Origin of the sequence: Streptomyces sp. NPDC006294, from assembly GCF_042870895.1 — a bacterium.
Classification (GTDB): Bacteria; Actinomycetota; Actinomycetes; order Streptomycetales; family Streptomycetaceae; genus Streptomyces.
This window is the reverse complement of sequence record NZ_JBIAHV010000020.1, coordinates 119,894-137,495: the sequence shown is the minus strand read 5'-3', so window position 1 is coordinate 137,495 and position 17,602 is coordinate 119,894. Positions and strand designations below refer to the sequence as shown.

Sequence of the window (17,602 nt, the reverse complement as noted above, 5' to 3'; positions counted from 1 at the left end):
CCCGCGGACGTCGAACTCGCCGCATAGCACCAGCAACCCCGAACCACCCCAAACCCGACAGAGATGCCTTGACGAAAGACATAGAGGCACCCCCCTTGGCGGCGGTGACGACTCCGGTGTGGTTCCACGCCTTGGAAGTCCTGTAGTAGCCGAAGATCACGTCACCGGGCCGGGCATCGTAGCGCGAGATCTCGCGGCCCACCCCGGTAGTTCTTGAGGTGCTGGCGCAGATTCGCCGCGGCGGCTGCCGAACTGGTAGGCGGTGATGCCGGAGAGCAGGCCGGCAGAATCGACGGTGCGGGCGTGCGGGGTGTGCCAGCCCTTGGCGGGGTTGATCGTGGCGGTCTGCGGCTTGCCGCCGGTGCCGGCGGGGTCGTACACCTGGTGCGGGGTGTCGGGGTCGTCCAGTCCCCACAGGAAGCCGCGGCCGTCGGTGGAAGTCGTGGTGAGGGTGCAGCTGATCTCGCCGCTGCTGTCGGTCCACGCGTCCCGCGGGAAGCCGGTGCAGTCGATCTGTGGTGCGGCGGGCTTGGCTGTGTCCACTCGGAAGGGCACGTAGGCGCTCCACGCGCCGTACACGGAGCCGTCGTGGGCGCGTGAGCGGACCCGGTAGCCGAACGCGCCGAGCTTCTTGTCCTCGGGAAGCATCAGCATGGCGGTGCCGCCGGAGGCGACGGCACCACTGGTACCCGTCCAGCTGTAGGTGCCCGCGTCGTTGAACGCCGGGTCGGGCTGACCTCGAACTGGGCGCGTACGGTGCCGCCGTCGGGGTCGGCGACCTTCGCCGAGAAGGTGGGGGTCAGCGAGGTGGCGTAGGTGCGTTTGTTGAAGGGGTTGTACGACGACGGGGAGAGAGCCGTGGCCGTCGGCGTGCCCGGCGGGTTGTTGTACGTCACCGACAGGACGGGCACGTTGGTCGCCGCGTTGCGCGAGTGGTACCGCTTCCAGGCGTAGGGGTCGTTCTCGTTGGTGGCGCGGATGCCGAGGGTGTTCAGGTCGTATGCTTTGGCCGCCCACGCTCGGGTGAGGGCGGCGATGTCGGTGGCCACCCAGCCGTTCGCACAGCCGGTGCCGAAGCCCTTGGTCTGATTGGAGGTCGCCCACAGGCGGTTCCAGGCGGGCTGCGCGGTCCAGCGAGTGGCGGTGCTGGGAGTGCTGGTGTCCCACACCTCCCAGTCGCGCGCCTAGCAGGACCACGAGTGGTGGTTCCACAGCTTCAGCGTGGCCGACTTGACGTCCTTGCCCTTCACCGCACCGGGTGTCGAAACGCAGGAAGGAACGGGTGACCTGCCCCGAGCCGTTGTTGCCGAGCTTGAGCTCGGTGGCAGTGGACTGGTCGGTGGTGTAGCCCTCCTGGACGAAGGTGGTGAACGTGGTCAGGAGACTGACCGCCGGATCGACGGTGACGGGGAAGCGGGTGGCCGGATCCGCCAGGAACGCCGGGTCGGGGGTGAGGGTCAGGTCGATCCGGTCGCCCTGCTGGTCGACGGACATCGCGACCGGAGCGCGGTACGGGTGCTCCCCGGAGCGCTCGTCGGTGCGCGCGTCCCACATCACGGGGGCAGGGTGCCCGCAGGCTTGCCGGTACGGCTGTCGACGAAGGTCACTCCGCTGTCCGCGTCGGCCTTGACGGTCAGGCCCTTCGCGGTGAGCGTCATCCGCAGGGTGCCCGCCCCTGCCACGGCCTGGCGGGAGTTGAGAAACGTTAAAGAGGGCGCAAGTGTAAACAGGAGTATTTGTCACCTCACAGTCGGGCCGATCACCCGAACCGGACAGGGCTGTCCGCGACATCGGCCGCGACGACCGGACGCCGCCCCATCCGCGCTCGCACCGCGCTCGCATCACGTCAGCAAGAGGGTCCGGACACACGTGCTCCGCCGTCGGCGGCGACCGCGCAAGGACGTGCGGAGGCGCCGGCGCGCCGGGGGCGGACGCGCACCGTCCGAGGCCGGTGCCGGCCGCACCGCCGCCCCGGGGGCGGACGCGCATCCGGCATCGATGCGCGAGGGTGTACTGGCGCGCGCGGGGCGTGTCTGCGGCCAGGTGCTCACGTCGATGAACGCGGACGCCGCGCTGGCAGCGGAGACAGGAACGTGGCCGCTGCTGGGAGAGGCCGGGCAGGGCAGGACCCGCCCGTGACACCAGGGGCAGATACGTCTGGTCGACGTACGGCAGCCGCCCGTGCATCACGGCGTCGATCCCGCTGATCACCGGGGTGCAGCCGACGTTGCAGCCATGCGCGACCGGCAGCGCCGCGATCGTCACAGGCAGGTCCTTCCGCCTCGCCTCACCACCGGTGACGGAGGTGCACGCCTGGTCGGCGCCGGCCCAGGAGAACACCTCCAGCAGAGCGTCGCTGCTGGCCGGAAGGCCGCGCCGGGGCTGTCCATGGCGCGATGAGCGCCTCGTGGGCGGGTCCCCCGGGGCCTGCCCCCGGCGGGCTGGGACAGGTTGGTCGTTCACCGGTGGTTGGGCCGGTGTTCGGTGATCCAGCGGGCGGCAAGGAGGCCGGAGGCGGCGGTGAGGACGGCGGCGGCGATGACGGTGGCGTTCAGACCAAGCCAATCGGCGAGGATGCCGGCGACCAGGGCGCCGGCGGCGTAACCGATGTCGCGCCAGAACCGGTAGGCGCCCAGGGCGTTGGCTCGCCAGGCGGGGTGGGCGTGGTCGGAGATGGAGGCGATGAGGGCTGGGTAGACCATGGCGGTGCCCAGGCCGAGGAGGACCGCGGAGAGGACGCCCGCGAGCAGCGGGCGGTCGAGGAGGGCGAGGGCGAGGACAAAGCCGACGGCCTGGACGAGCATGCCGTAGACGATCAGGGGCTTGCGGCCGATGCGGTCGGCGAGGTGGCCGGTGGGAATCTGCCCGAGCCCCCACAGGATCGGGTAGAGGCCCTTGATCAGGCCGACGGCGGCAAGTCCCAGGCCATGATCGGTGAACAGCAGAGGGAAGACGCCCCAGGTGAGGCCGTCGTTGAGGTTGTTGACCAGGCCCGCCTGGCTGGCGCCGCGCAGGGAGCGGTTGTGCCAGGAGGTACGGGTGAACGTGGCCTTGAGGCCGGTGTCCTCGTCCGTGGGCAGAGGCTCGGTGTGGTGGGCGAGCTCGAGCGCGACGTGAGCGGCGGTGTCGCGGACGGCGAGGGCCAGGGCGAGGCCGGCGACGACGAAGACGACGCCGATGAGTTCGGGGACGGGGCGCAGACCGTAGCTGGTGGCGAGGTAGCCGGTGAGCAGGGCGGTGACGCCGACCGCGGTGTAGCCGGCGGCTTCGTTGAGGCCGGTGGCGAGCCCGCGCCGGGAGGGGCCGACGAGGTCGATCTTCATGTTGACGGTCATCGACCAGGTCAGGCCCTGGTTGAGGCCGAGGAGGACATTGGCGGCGACGATCCAGCCCCAGGTCGGTGCGTAGGCGAGGGCGAAGGGGACGGGGATGCCGAGCAGCCAGCCGGCCACCAGCAGTTGCTTGCGGCGGAAACGGGCGGTGAGCGCGCCGGCGGCGAGGTTGGTGAAAGCCTTGGTGACGCCGAAGGCGATGATGAAGGAGAAGACGGCCAGGTCGCTGGTCAGGGCGAACGTCTCGGAGCCGATGAGTGGGACGGTGGTGCGCTCGAGGCCGACCAGGCCGCCGACGCAGATGTTGACGACGACCAGCAGGGTGAACTGCAGCCAGTTCTCCCGCAGCCCGAGCCGTACGGACCGCCCGGCGGCGTCGGTCGGCGTGGTGGTGGGTGTGGTGTTCACGGGCCGGTGTCCTCCGTGCCCTCGGCGAGTCGCCGGCCGTGGGCCGCGGTGTAGTCGGCGGGTCCGCCGTCGAGGACGGCGACATCGGTGTGCCCGGCTCGCTCCAGGAGGCTGGCGGCGGTCATCGCCCGCTCTCCGTGCCCGCAGGCCACGACCGGGCCGTGCGGAACGTCCGCGGCGGCGGACAGGCCGCCGAGTTCGAGGTGGACAGCGCCGGGGACGTGCCCGGCAGCGAACTCGGCCTTCTGCCGGACATCGACGTAGGGGCGGCCCGCTGCGCGATCGGCGGTGACAAAGGCGGTGGTGGCCTGGGAGTTGCCGTCGGCGAGCCAGGCGTCCATGCCGCCCTCGAGGCGGCCGGCGAGGCGCTCGTAACCGATCTTGTAGGACTGCCAGACGATCTCGCTCAGGTCCTGACCAGCGCCGGCGACGAAGGCGAGAGGGGTGGTGTCAGGCAGGAGCCAGCCCAGCCAGGTGGCGAACTGGTCGCGCAGCGGGATGGACAGGGAGCCGGGGATGTGGCCGGCTGCGTAGTCGGCGGCCGGGCGGACGTCGATGACGTGGCCGCCGTCGGCTGTCAGCGCCCGGACCTGCGATGCGGACAGGGCCGGCAGCAGCGGCTGTGCGGTCAGCACGGCCGGGCCTTGCCGGTTGATCTCGCCGAGGCGGTCGAAGTAGGCGGGGTAGGTGCCCAGGCTCGCGACGAGCCGGGCCACGAAGGTGTCCTCGTCAGGTGCGGCGAGCAGGGGGTTGGCCTGCTTCTGGGCTCCGATGGTGGTCATGCGCTCGGTGCCGGGCGGGGCGGAGCAGAAGGACCCGGCGCCGTGGGTCGGCCACACCGCTGTTTCGTCCGGCAGTGCGGTCAGCCGCTGCAGCGACCGGTACTGGTCGCGGGCGAGTGCCTCCGTGCGCTCCGGGCCGAGGAGGTCGGTACGGGCGGCGGAGTTCACGATCAGCGACCCGCCGGTGAACACCCCGAGCTCACGGCTGCCGTCCAGCAGCAGGAAGGACAGGTGCTCGTCGGTGTGGCCGGGGGTGGCAAGCGCCCGCAGCCTCAGCCCGCCGAGGTCGACCTCGTCGCCATCGGCCAGGCGCTGGTGGTCGAACGCGCGCCGGCCGGCCGCGGAGGCCAGGATCGTGGCGCCGGCCTCGTGCCCGAGCTGGATGGCACCGGAGAGGAAGTCGGCGTGCAGATGCGTGTCCGCGGCGAACGCGGTGCGCAGTCCGCGGCGCTCTGCCGCCCCATGCAGGGCGCGCAGGTCGCGGCTCGCGTCGACCGCCAGAGCGCGTCCGTCGCCGAGGTCGAGCAGGTAGGCGCTGTTGCCCAGCCCTTCGTCGACCAGCGGGATGAGGTGATTGTCCGCGAAGCCCACGGCGCCTCCAAGATCTCGGGAACGGGGGCGTGTGGCCACACCCTCCAGACTCAATTACAATAATCCATAGATTTATGGAGGATGTCATGTCGGAGAACACGAAGAGCACGACAAAGGCGCGGCTGTACGACGCGTTCGCGGCCAGCGGCAAGGCGCTGGCCAGTGGAAAGCGTCTGGAGCTGCTGGATCTGTTGGCCCAGGGCGAGCGCACCGTCGACGCGCTGGCGAAGGCGGCCGGGCTGAACCTGACCACCGCCTCCGCCCACCTGCAGACCCTCAAGCAGGCCGGGTTCGTCGCCACCCGCCGCGAAGGCGTGCGCATCCACTACCGGCTCGCCGGTGACGACGTCGCCCAGCTGTTCGCACTGCTGCGCAAGGTCGCCGACCGCCACCAGGCCGCCGTGCCCGCCGCGCGCGACGCCTACCTCGGCCAGGACACCGTCGCCGAGCTCAGCCGTGAGGAACTGCGCGTCCGCGTGGCGGCCGGGGATGTCGTCGTACTCGACGTGCGGCCGGTGGAGGAGTACCGGGCCGGACACATCCCCGGCGCCATCTCCATCCCGGTCGAGGAGCTCGCCGACCGGATCAACGAGCTGCCCGAAGACCTGGAGATCGTCGTCTACTGCCGCGGCGAGTACTGCGTCTTGGCCTACGACGCCGTACGGCTGCTGACCGACCGCGGACGCCCCGCCATCCGCCTCAACGACGGCATGCTCGAGTGGCGCCTGTCCGAACTGCCCGTCCACGCCTCGGAACTGACGTGACCGCCCCGGGCGGCGACCTCCCGCCGCATCCGGGACTGGCCGACGGACCGGTCTACCTGGACTACAACGCCACCACCCCGGTCGACCCGCGCGTCGCCGAGGTGATGCGGCCGTACCTGACCGACTTCTTCGGCAATCCCTCCAGCAGCAACCCCTTCTCCCAGGAGCCGCGACGGGCGCTCGCCAGGGCCCGCGCCCAGGTCGCCGGTCTGATCGGCGCGCGACCCGGCGAGATCGTGTTCACCGGCTCCGGATCCGAAACCGACCTGCTCGCCCTGCGCGGCACGGTCCTGGCCTCCGGCCGCCCGCACCCACACGTGGTCACGCAGGCCACCGAGCACCCCGCCGTCCTGGAGACGTGCCGGGCCCTTGAGCGGCTGCACGGAGCGCGGGTGACCCTGCTGCCGGTCGACGGCGACGGGCTCGTCGAACCGGCCGCCCTGGCCGCAGCCTTCACCGAGGACACGGTGCTCGTTTCCGTGATGGCCGCGAACAACGAGACCGGCGCCCTGCAGCCGGTCGCCGAACTTGCCGCCCTGACTCACGAGCAGGGGGCGCTGTTCCACTGCGACGCAGCCCAGGCCGTCGGCAGGATTCCCCTCGACGTCGGCGAACTGGGCGTCGACCTGCTCACGATCGTGGGGCACAAGATGTACGCACCCAAGGGCGCCGCCGCCCTGTACGTGCGCGACGGCGTGACGCTGGAGCCGGTCGTCTACGGCGGCGGGCAGGAACGCGGCCTGCGCGCCGGCACGGAGAACGTCGCCCTGGCCGTCGCGCTCGGCACCGCCGCCCGGATCGCCGCCGGTGAACTGGCTTCCGGCGCCCCCGCGCGCATCGCGGCCCTGCGCGACAACCTCCACCAGTGGCTCACCGACGGGCTGCCCGGCCGCGTTCACCTCAACGGGCCGCAGAAGAAGCGCCTGCCGAACACCCTGAACGCCAGCCTCGACGGCGTGCTCGGCCACGAACTCCTCGCCGCAGCCTCACAGATCGCCGCGTCGACCGGGTCCGCCTGCCACAGCGGCACCCACACCCCCTCCCCGGTCCTGACCGCCATGGGCCTCGATCCGGCCCGCGCGCTCGGCGCGCTGCGACTGTCCCTGGGCCGCTGGACCACGCCGGGAGACATCGAGACGGCGGCAACAGGCCTCATCAGGGCGGCTACCGCGCTGACCGGACCGAGCGGCGCGACGCAAGAAGGATCCGACGAGCAGCCAGGAGAGGCATGACCGCGACCACCGCGCACGGACTGTCCACGCGCAGTGTCCACGCCGGCGAACGCCCCGACGCCGAGGGCGCCGTCCACACCCCGCTCTACAATCATTCCACGTTCGCGTTCGACACGACTGCCGACCTCCTCGACGCCGTCGAAGGCGCAAGTCCGGGAACCTCTACACCCGCTACGGCCTCAACCCCACCATCCGCTCCACCGAGGCCAAGCTCGCCGACCTGATCGCCGGCCTCGCCCAGGCCCTCGACACCGACTGAACCCGCCCCCGGCGTCGGCCCGCAGCGCTGTCCACGGCGCCGGGCCGGTGCAACAACCACCCTTTTGCCAGGACCGGCGCGTCCATCGACGCCCTTCCCGCCGGTCCCGCAACCGCCCACCGCCGCTCCGGAAATGAGACATGACCAGCACCGCGCCCGGCACGACGGCCTCCATACCCGACGCGCCCAGGCTCAGACCAGGACCCTGCGCGTCCCAGGCCGGCCCACCGCTCGCCGGCCGGCCTGCCATCCTCCGGGCGGTGTCAGTGGGGGCGGCAGACTGCGTGCGTGGACGATTCTCACGACCCACCGATCGCTGTGACCGCGCTGACGCAACCGCAGGCGGCTGCGTACGGCAGGTCACTGCCCGTCGGTGATGTAGTAGTCGTTCTTGAGGTACTCCAGGGTGTAGCTGCCGAGGTCGCTCTCGGTGAAGGTGGCGGAGGATCTGACCGCCTCGAGCGGCATCTCGATCTTGTCGAGGGTGCGTACGACCACGCGCCGCGGATCGACCGTCGCGGTTCGAAGGGCCTTCTTCTGCTCGGGTGAGATCATCTGGAACACGACGACGTACGTCGACGTGCACGGACCGAATCCCTGGTCCTGTGCCTTCTTCGCGCCGGGCCCGGCCACTTCGCAGACCGTGTCGATGTCCTCACGCCCCAGGCCGTGGAGGTACTGCTCGTACCGTTGGATCGCGCGCTCTTTCGTCATGGGCGCGGGCTGGTTGCCGGTAGGGGCGGCCGACGGCTTCTCGGTGCCGGCGGACGCGGACGGCCCTTTCGCCGACGTGGACGCGGGCGGCTGCGAAGGCTTCGCGGAGGCGTCCTCCTTCGCCCTTTCCGGACCGCACGCGCACACCACCAGCACGGCGCAGGCCGATGCTGCCGCGCTCACCATCGTCTGCGTTTTCATCAGGTCCCCTCCACCAGCCGACTACACCATCAAGGCTTCACGCAGGATCCGGGGGAACGGTTCCCGAGCCGGTGACCGGGCCTCCTTGGCGCCGCCCACCAGTCACACTCCGATGGCAATCGGTGCAGGTTCGCTGGCACGGGACAGGGTTGGAGGACCTGGTACTCCAGCCGTAGATCGTGATCTCAATGGTGAGGGGCGTCGAGGCGGCAGGTGTCCAGCGTGGATCATCTCGCCCGAGATCGCCCACGCCGTCGCGGGTGTCGGGTCCTTCTCCGTCTACCCGAGTTCACCGCGACGGACGGCGTCCCTTATCTCGCTGAGCCTCGCGGTCGTTGCCGGGGTCCGCTCCTGTGCTTGTTCAGCGAGTTGTAGGGCATCGTCGATCTCGCTGAGCTTCCTGGAGGACAGGACGGCCGCCCGCTCTATCAGGTCGTCCCGGGACACGGTGGTCAGCCACGTGCACGGGGTGAAGCCTGGACGCGGGAACGCGAGCCGCAGCACGCCTTCGAGCGGCAGCCCTTCACCGGCACCGACCGTCACTTCGATCCCCAGACCGCTGATGTCGAGGCCCGCCGGAGCGACGACCTGCATCACCTGGAACCCGGACGCGTCGTCTCCTGACAGCAGTACGACCAGCCTCCGCTCGTCGAACTGGACCCACCAGACTTCGCCACGTTGCACAAGTCCTCCAGACATAGGATGGCAGGCAGACGCTGCGCGAGCCTGACGCGCTGCGGAGACGGGTGCAGCCACCGTTGATCATCGGTGTGTGAAGACTGAAGATCATGCGGTGGCCGCAGGTCACAGCGTAATCCCTGCCCGCTGGCAGGAGGCGTTCGAGGGCCTGACGAGCCGGATAGCGGGACGGTTCACACGGGTCGAATCCCGGTGCCGGGCCAGGAAGTCGGTACTCGGCCTGCTGTCGGACCTGCCGCGCAAGAACTGCTGGACCATCGCCTAGTGGGCCGGGGACAGGACCCCGGACGGCATGCAGCACCCGCTCGGGCGGGCCAAGTGGGACGCCGACCAGGTCCGCGACGACGCAAGTGACCACGTGGTGGAGCATCTGCACGACGAGGCGGTGCTGGTGGTCGACGAGACTGGCGACGTGAAGAAGGGCACCGACACCGTCGGTGTCCAGCGCCAGTGCACCGGCACCGCAGGGGCCCGTATTTCAATAACTGTCAGCGACGGGTTTCCGCGGGGGTTGTTCGGGCGTGTAGCTGTTCCAATGTGCGGGCGGGCGATCCGGGTATGGGCGTGACGGGGATCCGATGCAGGTCCAGGAGCCGTTTTGCGTCCTGGTACTGGATGGACAGGTTGGTGCGGTTGACGCCCAGTAGTTGGGCCAGGAACGTCATGGTCAGCGCTCTGCGGCGGCGGAGGATGGCTGCCAGGAGCCGGTGGGTGTGGTCCACACTGCTGGTCTGTGGGTGGCGGTAGCTGCGCGGGCGGTGGAAGCGTCGCTGGAATGCTGCCTCGGCCAAGGCGTCCCAGAAAGGCTCCGAGGCCGCCACCAGATGCTCGAAGGCGGTTCGTGACATGCCGGTCAGGGCCGGGTCGGTGAGCATCGCGGTCAGGGCCGGGTCGGTCCGGTGTGTCGTTGCCGGCGCGTCCGGCGCTCGCGGTGGAACGGGAGACAGGGTGTAGTTCCAGTCACCGTGGAAGGCGTTGGGTGTGATCGGAAGGGCGTGGAACTCGGCGGGTGTGACGCTGATGCCGAGGTCGTAGCTGCCTGTGTCCAGTTCGGCCGCGATGGTCAGGCCGATCTTGGTTGTTGTGGCGGCGATGGTCTCGAGGACGACCTGGTAGCTGGTCAGCGGCCGCCCCCGCCAGTTCGCGGTGATGTGACAGAACATCCGGTGCTCTATCTTGTTCCACTTCGAAGTACCCGGCGGTAGGTGACAGACCGTGATCTCCAGGCCGCTCTCTCGTGCGAAGGCGGCAAGGTTGTTTTTCCAGGTCCAGCGGCGGGGGTCGTTGGAGCCGCCGGAGTCGGCGGTGATCAGGAGCCTGCCGGCATTCGGGTGGTCCGCCCGTCCGCGGTGCTGCCACCAGCGTCGGATGGACTCCACCGCGAACTGGGCGGTGTCGTGGTCGGTGCCGACGTTGACCCAGCCGCTGTTGTTGGCAATGTCGTAGATCCCATAGGGGATCGCCATGGGCTGCTCGTTGGTGGTGAACGTGTGGCAGTCCACCTTGATCGCGTTCTTGCCCGGCCGCCAGGTGCGACCGGGCCGGTCCCGGTTGCCGAGCCATTCCTTGGCTTTGGTGTCGACGCTGATCACCGGCTGGGCATCGTTGAGGAACGCGGCGGCGGTGGCATTGAGGTGGGTGAACTGGGCATCGCGGTCCGGATGGCTGATGCCCTCTGTTGTCTTCGCGGTTCCCTGCAGGCTGTAGCCCAGGGTGTGCAGCAGGTGTCCGACGGTTGAAGCGCTGATCGGGTGGCCCTGTGCGGTGAGGGTTGAGGCCAGGGCCCGTAACGACAGCGTGGTCCACCGCAACGGGGAGACGGGGTCGCCTCGGGTGTGCGGCTCGATCAGCGACTCCAGCGCGGGCAGCAGACCAGGGTCGGTGTCTGTCAGCCGCTTGCGGCCCGCACCTGGAGCCCGGACCCGCAGGGTTGGTGAGGAGCAACCGGCCAACTCGGCCATACCTCGCGCGACGGTTGCCGTGCTGGTGCCGGAGGCGGCGGCGACCCGGACGATCCCGCCCCGGCCGAGGGCCGTCGCCTCACTGGCCAGGTACAAACGACGGCGGCGCTCATCGAAGTGCGGCAGGATCTGATCGAACTTGGCCCGCAGAGAACGAGCGGCAACGCGGCCTGACAGACACGGGGTCATATCTCAGACTCCCATCAACGCCCCCCTGCCGAGCACTAATTGAAATACGGGCCCCAGGCAGGATCGAGAACGCCCAGGGCGCCGTCTACCTGGTCTACGCCGGCCGCCGCGGGCACGCCGCGGTAGACCGGGAACTCCATGTTCCGCGTTCCTGGACCTCCGACCCCGACCGCTGCCGGGCCGCCGGACTCGGTGACAAGACCAAGTTCGCGACCAAGCCAAAGCTGGCCGCTCGCATGGTCACCCGATTCCTGGACGCCGGCCACCAGGCCGCCTGGGTCGCGGGAGACGAGGTCTACGGCGGCAACCCGAGGCTGCGCACCGCGCTCTAGGAACGCGGCACCGGCTGCGTCCTCGCGGTGGCTTGCTCGCACGAAGTCACCACAGGCGCCCGCAAGTTCCGCCCGGACACGCTGGGCCAGGAAGGTGCCCAAGAGGGCCTGGCAGACGCTGTCCTCAGGGGCCGGAGCCAAGGGCCACCGCTTCTGCGACTGGGCCGTCATCGACCTCGCCGACCCCCTGCCCGGGAGCCGGCAGTTGCTGATCCGCCGCAACCGCAGCACCGGCGAACTCGCGTACTACCGCTGCTGCTCGCCGGCCGCAGTGCCGCTGACCACCCTGGTGCGCGTCGCTGGATCAAGGTGGCGGGTCGAAGGGTTTTTCCCAGTCCGGCAAGGGCTTGGCGGCCTTGGACGAGCACCGGGTCCGCCGCTCCTCACCCTGGTCCCGCTGGGTCACCCTGGCCATGCTCGCGCACGCCTTCCTCGGCGTCGTCCGCACGAACGAACACGAGGGTCACCGTTTTCAGGTCATCTTGCGCAGAGCCGCAACGACCGTGTGGACATCGGCCTCCGTGGTCCGCCAGTTGCTGAATGCCGCGCGCAGTGCGGGCATGCCGGCATAGACGGTGGGGGTGAGGAAAGCCTGATCGGCAAGGTCTCGTGCGAGTGCGGACAGCCGCTCGGGACTGGGATCGTCGGTGAGGGTGAAGCACACGACATTGAGCCGGGCCGGTGCCAGCAGCCGCAGCCCCGGGATGGCATCGACGGACGCCGCCAGTGAGTGGGCACAGGCCATGCACCGTTCAACGATCTCACGGTGCCCGTCTCGCCCGTAGGCGCGCAGGGTGAACCAAGCGGCCATCGCGCGCAGGCGACGGGAGTTCTCCGGGGTGAGGTGCACACTGTCGGGCGTGTCCCCCAGAGGGCCGAGATAAGCAGCGGCGTTCTGGAAGACACGGGACTGCAGATCCCGCCGTCGAGTGAACTGCACCGCGCTGTCGTAGGGCACGTTCAACCATTTGTGCAGGTCCACGCAGATCGAGTCAGCGAGATCGAGGCCGTCCACCAGGTGCGCCGTCGTGGGGGAAAGCGCGGCGAAAGCGCCGAAAGCGGCGTCCACATGCAACCAGAAGTCGTAGCGGCTGCGCAGCGCCGCGACGGCACGCAGATCGTCGAAGTCGCCGCTGTTGACCGTGCCCGCGTTCGCCACCACGATGCAGGGGCCGTCGGCCTGGGCGAGCGCCGCTTCAAGCGCCGCCGTATCAACGGCTTCTCTCCCATCGAGGGTTGGAACGGCGACCAGGGATGCACGGCCGAGACCGAGCATCGACAGGCCCTTTGCGATGCTGGAATGAGGGCTTCCTGACAGCACCCGTACGCGCCCCAGGGCGCCGACCCCTGCCTCAGCCACAGAGACACCGAGCCGTTCACCCAGCCATTCACGGGCAATCGCCAGGCCGACGGTGTTGGACATCGTCGCGCCGCTGACAAAAGCCCCCTCATGCGCGGACGACAATCCGAACAGGTCGCGGAGCCAGCCGACCACCTCGCGTTCCAGATGCTGCCCGGCGCCGTCCAGGGACGACATTGAGTTCTGGTCCGCTGCTGCGGTCAGCCAGTCTCCGGCCAGGGCCGCCGGGGTCGCACCGCCGGTGACGAAACCCAGGTAGCGTGGACCGGCGCTCGCCGACAGGCTGGGTTCCCAGCGCTCCGCGAAATCCCGCAGGGCGGACTCCAGCCCGCTCCCGCCCTCGGGCAGGGCAACTCTCCGCGGCACGTGCGCCACCGGAACGACTGGCCGCCCCTCGATGCCGTCGAGGAATGCTGTCGCATGGTCCCGGACAGTCTGCAGCAGCGAGGGCAGGTGCTCCAGGTCCGTGGCAAGGTCGGGATGCATGTCCAACTCCGTTCATCGACCTCCGTGACGCTAGCCAGCCCCCCACCCATTCCGCTCGGTCCAATCCCCGGACAGTGGACCCTCGGGGCGGGCAGAGGCCGACGGGGCGCTGCCCAAGCTCCAGCGGGGCGTCTACCAGTCAACCCGGCCGCGGCGCTCAGGGGTGGGCTCAGGGAGCCGCGCAAGGGCGAGAAGAAGCGCGCTCCAAGACGGGTGTGGGCGACACCCGTTGAGTACCCGCCGGCGAATGGCCCAGGTCCATCGCGCCTGCGAAGTGCCGCCTCGGCATGGCGGGTTGGCGGGACGTCGAGCTCGCGCGGGTCTGCGAGAGGGACCGCACGTGGCGGCCGGCGCACCCGGGGCCGAGGGTCGGCGCCGGCGTAGCATGCTCGCCGTAGAACTGCTGCGGTTCCTGGCGCAGCATGCGGGCCTCGTTCGGCCGGTCGTCCCGCGGCTGGGTCAGGGCCGTCAGGCCACCGCGGCGCGGAACGTGCTGGGGCTCAGGCCCTTGTGGCGTTTGAACGCGGCGCTGAAGCCGAAAGCGTCGGCGTAGCCGACGGACCTTCCGATCTGGGCGATGGTGAGGTCGGTGTCGGACAGCAGGGTCTCGGCCTCCTCCATGCGGCATTCGGTGAGGTAGGCCAGGGGCGGGCGGCCCATGAGTTTGGTGAAGCGCTTGGCGAACAGGGCCCGGGAGACGCCGGCTCGCGTGGCCAGGGACGCCACCGTCCAGGCTTCGGCGGGCCGGTCGTGGAAGGCCTGCAGGGCGGGGGCGAGGACTGGGTCGGCGAGGCCTCGGTACCAGCTGGGTGCGTCGGTGCCGGCCTGGTCGAACCAGCTGCGCAACGTGCACACCAGGGCCCAGTCGAGGAGCCGGTCCATCAGCGCCTGCGAACCGGCCGAGAGGTGGGCGGCGTCGGCGGCGGCGGTCTCCAGCCAGGCACAGACCTCGACGTCCTCCTTGATCACCAGGACGGGCGGCAGGGCACGCAGGAGCCGCTCGTGGCGGTGGCCAGAGGCGCGGTAGGCACCCACGATCAGCGCGGTCGCCTCCTGCAGGTCGGTGTCCCATTGGATACCGCCGAGTTCCTGGGCGGTGCACGGTGCGTCCGTGGTGAAGCAGGCGATCTCGTACGCGGTATGAGGGCTGTGGACAGTGGTGGGGCGGTCCGCGAGGTGGAACGGTGCGGGGCCGCGCACGATGGCCGTATCGCCCGCGCCGACCGCTCGCTCGGTGCCGTCGGGCAGCAGCAGGGTGCCCCCGCCGCGCAGCACGGTGATCATGGTGAGTGGTGCGTCGTCGGTGAAGCGGATGGTCCAGGGCGCCGTCAGTACGGCGTGGCTGACGACCGAGCCTTCGGCCCGGATGCCGTTCAGCAGTGAGCTGAGAGGATCCACGGAAGGCATCGTAGACGATCTCCTATGTTTCGGAGCGTTTCTCCCATGGATCATCTACGCCACCGCGGCTGTACTGGATTCACCGAATTGACCCAGCCCAGCCGGGAGACACCGTGACGCAGCACACCAGCCATGCCAGGACAGCCCTTGTGGTCGTCGCACACCACCGCACCGATTCCCTCACCGCGCACACGGCCCGCCGTGCCGCCGTCCGGCTCGAGGCCGCCGGATACCGCATCGACCTGCTCGACCTGCACGCCGAGGGGTTCGACCCGCGGATGAACAGCTCGGACCAGCCGGACTGGGGCAACAGGGAGAAGGCGTACTCGGACGAAGCGCACGCCCACATGCAGCGCATCCTCGACGCCGACGTCGTCGTCGCCGTCTTCCCGGTGTACTGGCAGAACGTGCCCGCCATCCTCAAGGGCTGGATCGACCGCGTATGGAACTACGGGTTCGCCTACGGCCGCAGCAAGCCCCGCCTCGCCGGCAAGCGCATGCTGTGGCTGGGCCTGGCCGGTGCCACTGCCGACGACCCTCTCGTGGAGGGGATGCGAACCGTCCTCGAGACCAGTCTGAGCGAAGGCATCGCCTACTACTGCGGCTTCTCCCGTTCCACCGTCGGCCTGCTCACCGACGCGGAGGACCGCCCGCAGCGCGTCGACGCCGAAGGCAGCCTCCTGGTCGGCGAAGCGGTCACCGGCGCCGAACGAGAGGCCCAGTACGCCGATCTCGACCGACGTGCACGGGAGTTCGTGGAAACCTTCGTCGCCGAGGAACTCGTGAAAGCCTGACCACCGGAAAGCCGGCGGACTCCCCCGGGCCTGTGTCCGTCCGCCGGCCGGCCGCCCGCCGTGGGAAGCGTGCATCAAGGAGGGTGCAGTTACTGGTCCACTTCCCGCAGGAGCGTCTGTCCCCCGGTTCGGGAGGCGGCAGGTGGTCTCAGCCCCCGCAGGCGTGCACGAGATGATGGCGCTCAGGACGTTCGGGCCTGATCGGGGGACGACCCGCGCGGGTCGGTGGGGCGAGGGGCACTGCGATGGTGATGACATGGAGCGACGGCACTCTCGGCCAGCAATGACCGGTCCTGTCCGCCCCTCCGTCCCGTCTCCGGACCGCCGCCCGCCGGGTGTCGGCCCCGGAGACGGACCGGTGGAGGTCGGTCGACTTTGGCGGGCTCTTCCGTTCGTGCGCGGGTGCCGGCGAAGCGGTAGGAGTCGGTGCCGTCTCGATTGAGGCGCCGTTGAACGCGGGGGTCGACGACGGCCGCGCAGAGCCTGGGGCCGGTGAACGTCCTGGTCCAGCCGTCGAAGGTCTCCAGGACGCTGATCGCCCGGGCCGCCATCACCCATGGCCGGGCGCCTTGCCCGGAAGGCGCCGGGCCCCCCGCTGGCCTCGCCGCGCAGGCTTTTGCCGTCCACTGCGAGGCCCGCAGCCCGGCCGCCTTCGGGCGTCGGCCGGCGAGCCGGCATCCCACCGCCCGGGGCAGCGCCGCCTCCCGCGCGTGTCGGGAAGCGGCGCCCCTCCCTCAGCGGCTACGGGGTGACGCAGCCGATCGAGCCGACCGGCAAGTCGTTGCCCGTCGAGGTCGCCGTGAAGCCGAACGTGACGCTGCCGTCCGGTGGGATGCTCCGGTTGTAGTCGAGGTTCGCGACGGTGAGCGTGCCGTCGGATCCGGTGGTCAGAGCTCCGTTCCAGACACTGTTGACTTTCGTGCCGGCGCCGGGCTTCCAGTTCACGGCCCAGCCGTCACGTGTCGTCGTGGCGTGGTTCATCACCTCGACGGAGCCCTGGAAGCCGCCGTTCCAGGCGCTGGTCACGTTGTAGACGGCCATGCACCCGGTGTGCGGATCGGTCGGGGTGGGAGTCGGGGTGGGCGTGGGAGTCGGGGTGGGCGTCGGCGTGCCGCCGCCCGAGCCACGGATGCCGGTGACCTCGCCGTTGCCGCCGTCGAAGACGATGTCGGAGCAGGAGAAGAAGTTCTCCTGGCTGTCCGAGCGCACCCACTGGATGAACATCACCGCGTCGCCCGAGCGACCCGACGGCAGGTTCAGGTTCCAGTAGTAGTGGCCACCGTCCGTGCCGGGGGAGCCCGTCTGCGGCGGGTTGGTGACGGTCTGGATCAACTCCAGGTCGTCCCAGCCGAGTTCGGTGCTCGGTGAGTAGCCGGGCTTGGAAACGTAGACCCGGAAGGAGCCCGGGTGCGCGGCCCAGTTGCTGTGCTTGACCTGGATCGTCTTCCCGGACGTCAGGTGCGTTCGGGGCCAGTCCGCGCGGGCGGCGTTGTATCCGGTGAAGTTGTACGGCGACCGGTCGCCGGCGCTGCACAGCTTTCCGTCCGGAACGTAACCGGGGCCGCGTCCGCCCGCGTTGGAGTCGAGCACGGCGAACCAGTTGTAGAGCGACGAGGCGCCGCTCTCGTCGAGCGCCGCCCGGCAGGCCGGGTTGGTCGGATCCATCGAGCCGGTGCTGGTCTTGGCGTCGAGGTAGCAGAGGTAGGTACGCGATCCGGGCGTCATCGTGACGCCGTGCGCCTGGGCGCTGCTGTTGCCCAGCAGGGCCAGACCGATTCCGCCGAGCAGGGTCGCGAAGACCGCCGCCAGCGAGAGCAGTCGCTTCTTGCGTCGAGCCATGGGTGTCTCCTGTGCCTGTGTGGGGGTGGTTCGGGGCTTGCTTCCCTCCTCGCGGTGTGCTTTCCGGTCGTTGGGACCCGCCCGCCCGGGGAGCGAGCCACGGGTTCGGGCAGGGCTGGGGCGGGGAGGTGCGGATCAGGCGGGCGGGGCGCCCCAGCGAGTGCGGTGCCCACGTAGCCGGGGATCGCCGGAGCGTCGGTGCAGGAAGAGGCGGTCGCGCGGCCGTGGTCACCGACCTCCTCGAAGGCCGACCAGTCCGGC

Annotated in this window: 14 protein-coding genes and 4 pseudogenes; 6 read left to right on the top strand and 12 right to left on the bottom strand. The window is 70.1% G+C overall.

The window, feature by feature from the left end; genetic code table 11:
- The 3 genes from ACFYOP_RS29535 to ACFYOP_RS29525 form a co-directional block, all read right to left on the bottom strand.
- The coding region (locus ACFYOP_RS29535) for a hypothetical protein (RefSeq protein WP_356896540.1) at nucleotides 1–202 on the bottom strand (202 nt) is incomplete at its 3' end.
- On the bottom strand, nucleotides 157–654 hold the full coding sequence (locus ACFYOP_RS29530) for a hypothetical protein (RefSeq protein ID WP_356896794.1): 498 nt from the start codon (nucleotides 652–654) through the stop codon (nucleotides 157–159). The genes ACFYOP_RS29535 and ACFYOP_RS29530, both read right to left, overlap by 46 nt.
- Nucleotides 648–1,169, bottom strand: coding sequence for a DNRLRE domain-containing protein (locus tag ACFYOP_RS29525; RefSeq protein ID WP_356896542.1), 522 nt, complete (start codon nucleotides 1,167–1,169; stop codon nucleotides 648–650). The genes ACFYOP_RS29530 and ACFYOP_RS29525 overlap by 7 nt, the downstream gene beginning before the upstream one ends.
- Nucleotides 1,170–1,998: 829 nt before the next feature.
- Here ACFYOP_RS29525 and ACFYOP_RS29520 point away from each other — a divergent pair.
- Entirely contained in the window at nucleotides 1,999–2,139 is a 141-nt protein-coding gene (locus tag ACFYOP_RS29520; protein WP_356896544.1) for a hypothetical protein, read from the top strand.
- Nucleotides 2,140–2,160: 21 nt separating this feature from the next.
- On the opposite strand, the pseudogene ACFYOP_RS29515 reads toward ACFYOP_RS29520, so the two are convergent.
- From ACFYOP_RS29515 to ACFYOP_RS29505, 3 genes and pseudogenes are all read right to left on the bottom strand, one after another.
- Nucleotides 2,161–2,463 (bottom strand): annotated as a pseudogene (locus ACFYOP_RS29515) (Tn3 family transposase); the annotation flags it as partial.
- Nucleotides 2,460–3,740, bottom strand: coding sequence for an MFS transporter (locus ACFYOP_RS29510; protein ID WP_356896546.1), 1,281 nt, complete (start codon nucleotides 3,738–3,740; stop codon nucleotides 2,460–2,462). The pseudogene ACFYOP_RS29515 and the gene ACFYOP_RS29510, both read right to left, overlap by 4 nt.
- Nucleotides 3,737–5,113, bottom strand: coding sequence for an MBL fold metallo-hydrolase (locus ACFYOP_RS29505; protein ID WP_356896548.1), 1,377 nt, complete (start codon nucleotides 5,111–5,113; stop codon nucleotides 3,737–3,739). Before ACFYOP_RS29505 ends, ACFYOP_RS29510 begins: the two co-directional genes overlap by 4 nt.
- Nucleotides 5,114–5,199: 86 nt before the next feature.
- Between ACFYOP_RS29505 and ACFYOP_RS29500 the strand changes: the two genes are divergently transcribed.
- Nucleotides 5,200–5,877, top strand: a complete 678-nt coding sequence (locus ACFYOP_RS29500; RefSeq protein ID WP_356896550.1) for a metalloregulator ArsR/SmtB family transcription factor — start codon at nucleotides 5,200–5,202, stop codon at nucleotides 5,875–5,877.
- Nucleotides 5,874–7,109 (top strand): cysteine desulfurase family protein, encoded by a 1,236-nt coding sequence (locus ACFYOP_RS29495; RefSeq protein ID WP_356896552.1) that lies wholly within the window; start codon nucleotides 5,874–5,876, stop codon nucleotides 7,107–7,109. Before ACFYOP_RS29500 ends, ACFYOP_RS29495 begins: the two co-directional genes overlap by 4 nt.
- 619 nt (nucleotides 7,110–7,728) lie before the next feature.
- Here ACFYOP_RS29495 and ACFYOP_RS29490 read toward each other — a convergent pair.
- Complete coding sequence (locus tag ACFYOP_RS29490) at nucleotides 7,729–8,283, bottom strand: hypothetical protein (RefSeq protein ID WP_356896554.1); 555 nt, start codon at nucleotides 8,281–8,283, stop codon at nucleotides 7,729–7,731.
- A 279-nt stretch (nucleotides 8,284–8,562) separates the two neighbouring features.
- Nucleotides 8,563–8,967 carry a type II toxin-antitoxin system PemK/MazF family toxin gene (locus tag ACFYOP_RS29485; protein ID WP_356896556.1) on the bottom strand — a complete coding sequence of 135 codons (405 nt, stop codon included), beginning with the start codon at nucleotides 8,965–8,967 and terminating at the stop codon, nucleotides 8,563–8,565.
- Nucleotides 8,968–9,130: 163 nt separating this feature from the next.
- Here ACFYOP_RS29485 and ACFYOP_RS29480 point away from each other — a divergent pair.
- Nucleotides 9,131–9,451: pseudogene (locus ACFYOP_RS29480) on the top strand (transposase); the annotation flags it as partial.
- On the opposite strand, the pseudogene ACFYOP_RS29475 reads toward ACFYOP_RS29480, so the two are convergent.
- Nucleotides 9,451–11,132, bottom strand: a pseudogene (locus tag ACFYOP_RS29475) (ISAzo13 family transposase); the annotation flags it as partial. The pseudogenes ACFYOP_RS29480 and ACFYOP_RS29475 overlap by 1 nt on opposite strands.
- 56 nt (nucleotides 11,133–11,188) lie before the next feature.
- Between ACFYOP_RS29475 and ACFYOP_RS29470 the strand changes: the two are divergent.
- Nucleotides 11,189–11,931, top strand: a pseudogene (locus ACFYOP_RS29470) (IS701 family transposase); the annotation flags it as partial.
- A 5-nt stretch (nucleotides 11,932–11,936) separates the two neighbouring features.
- On the opposite strand, the gene ACFYOP_RS29465 reads toward ACFYOP_RS29470, so the two are convergent.
- Both ACFYOP_RS29465 and ACFYOP_RS29460 read right to left on the bottom strand, forming a co-directional pair.
- Nucleotides 11,937–13,310: a pyridoxal-dependent decarboxylase gene (locus tag ACFYOP_RS29465; RefSeq protein ID WP_356896558.1), complete on the bottom strand. Its 1,374-nt coding sequence runs from the start codon at nucleotides 13,308–13,310 to the stop codon at nucleotides 11,937–11,939.
- Nucleotides 13,311–13,778: 468 nt separating this feature from the next.
- Entirely contained in the window at nucleotides 13,779–14,717 is a 939-nt protein-coding gene (locus tag ACFYOP_RS29460) for an AraC family transcriptional regulator (protein WP_356896560.1), read from the bottom strand.
- 104 nt (nucleotides 14,718–14,821) lie between these two features.
- Here ACFYOP_RS29460 and ACFYOP_RS29455 point away from each other — a divergent pair, with 104 nt between their 5' ends.
- The gene (locus ACFYOP_RS29455; protein WP_356896562.1) at nucleotides 14,822–15,502 is read left to right on the top strand and encodes an NAD(P)H oxidoreductase; all 681 of its coding nucleotides are present in this window, start codon (nucleotides 14,822–14,824) and stop codon (nucleotides 15,500–15,502) included.
- Between the two features lie 741 nt (nucleotides 15,503–16,243).
- Here the strand turns inward: ACFYOP_RS29455 and ACFYOP_RS29450 are convergent.
- Nucleotides 16,244–17,341, bottom strand: coding sequence for a lytic polysaccharide monooxygenase (locus tag ACFYOP_RS29450; protein WP_356896564.1), 1,098 nt, complete (start codon nucleotides 17,339–17,341; stop codon nucleotides 16,244–16,246).
- Between the last annotated feature and the right edge of the window lie 261 nt (nucleotides 17,342–17,602).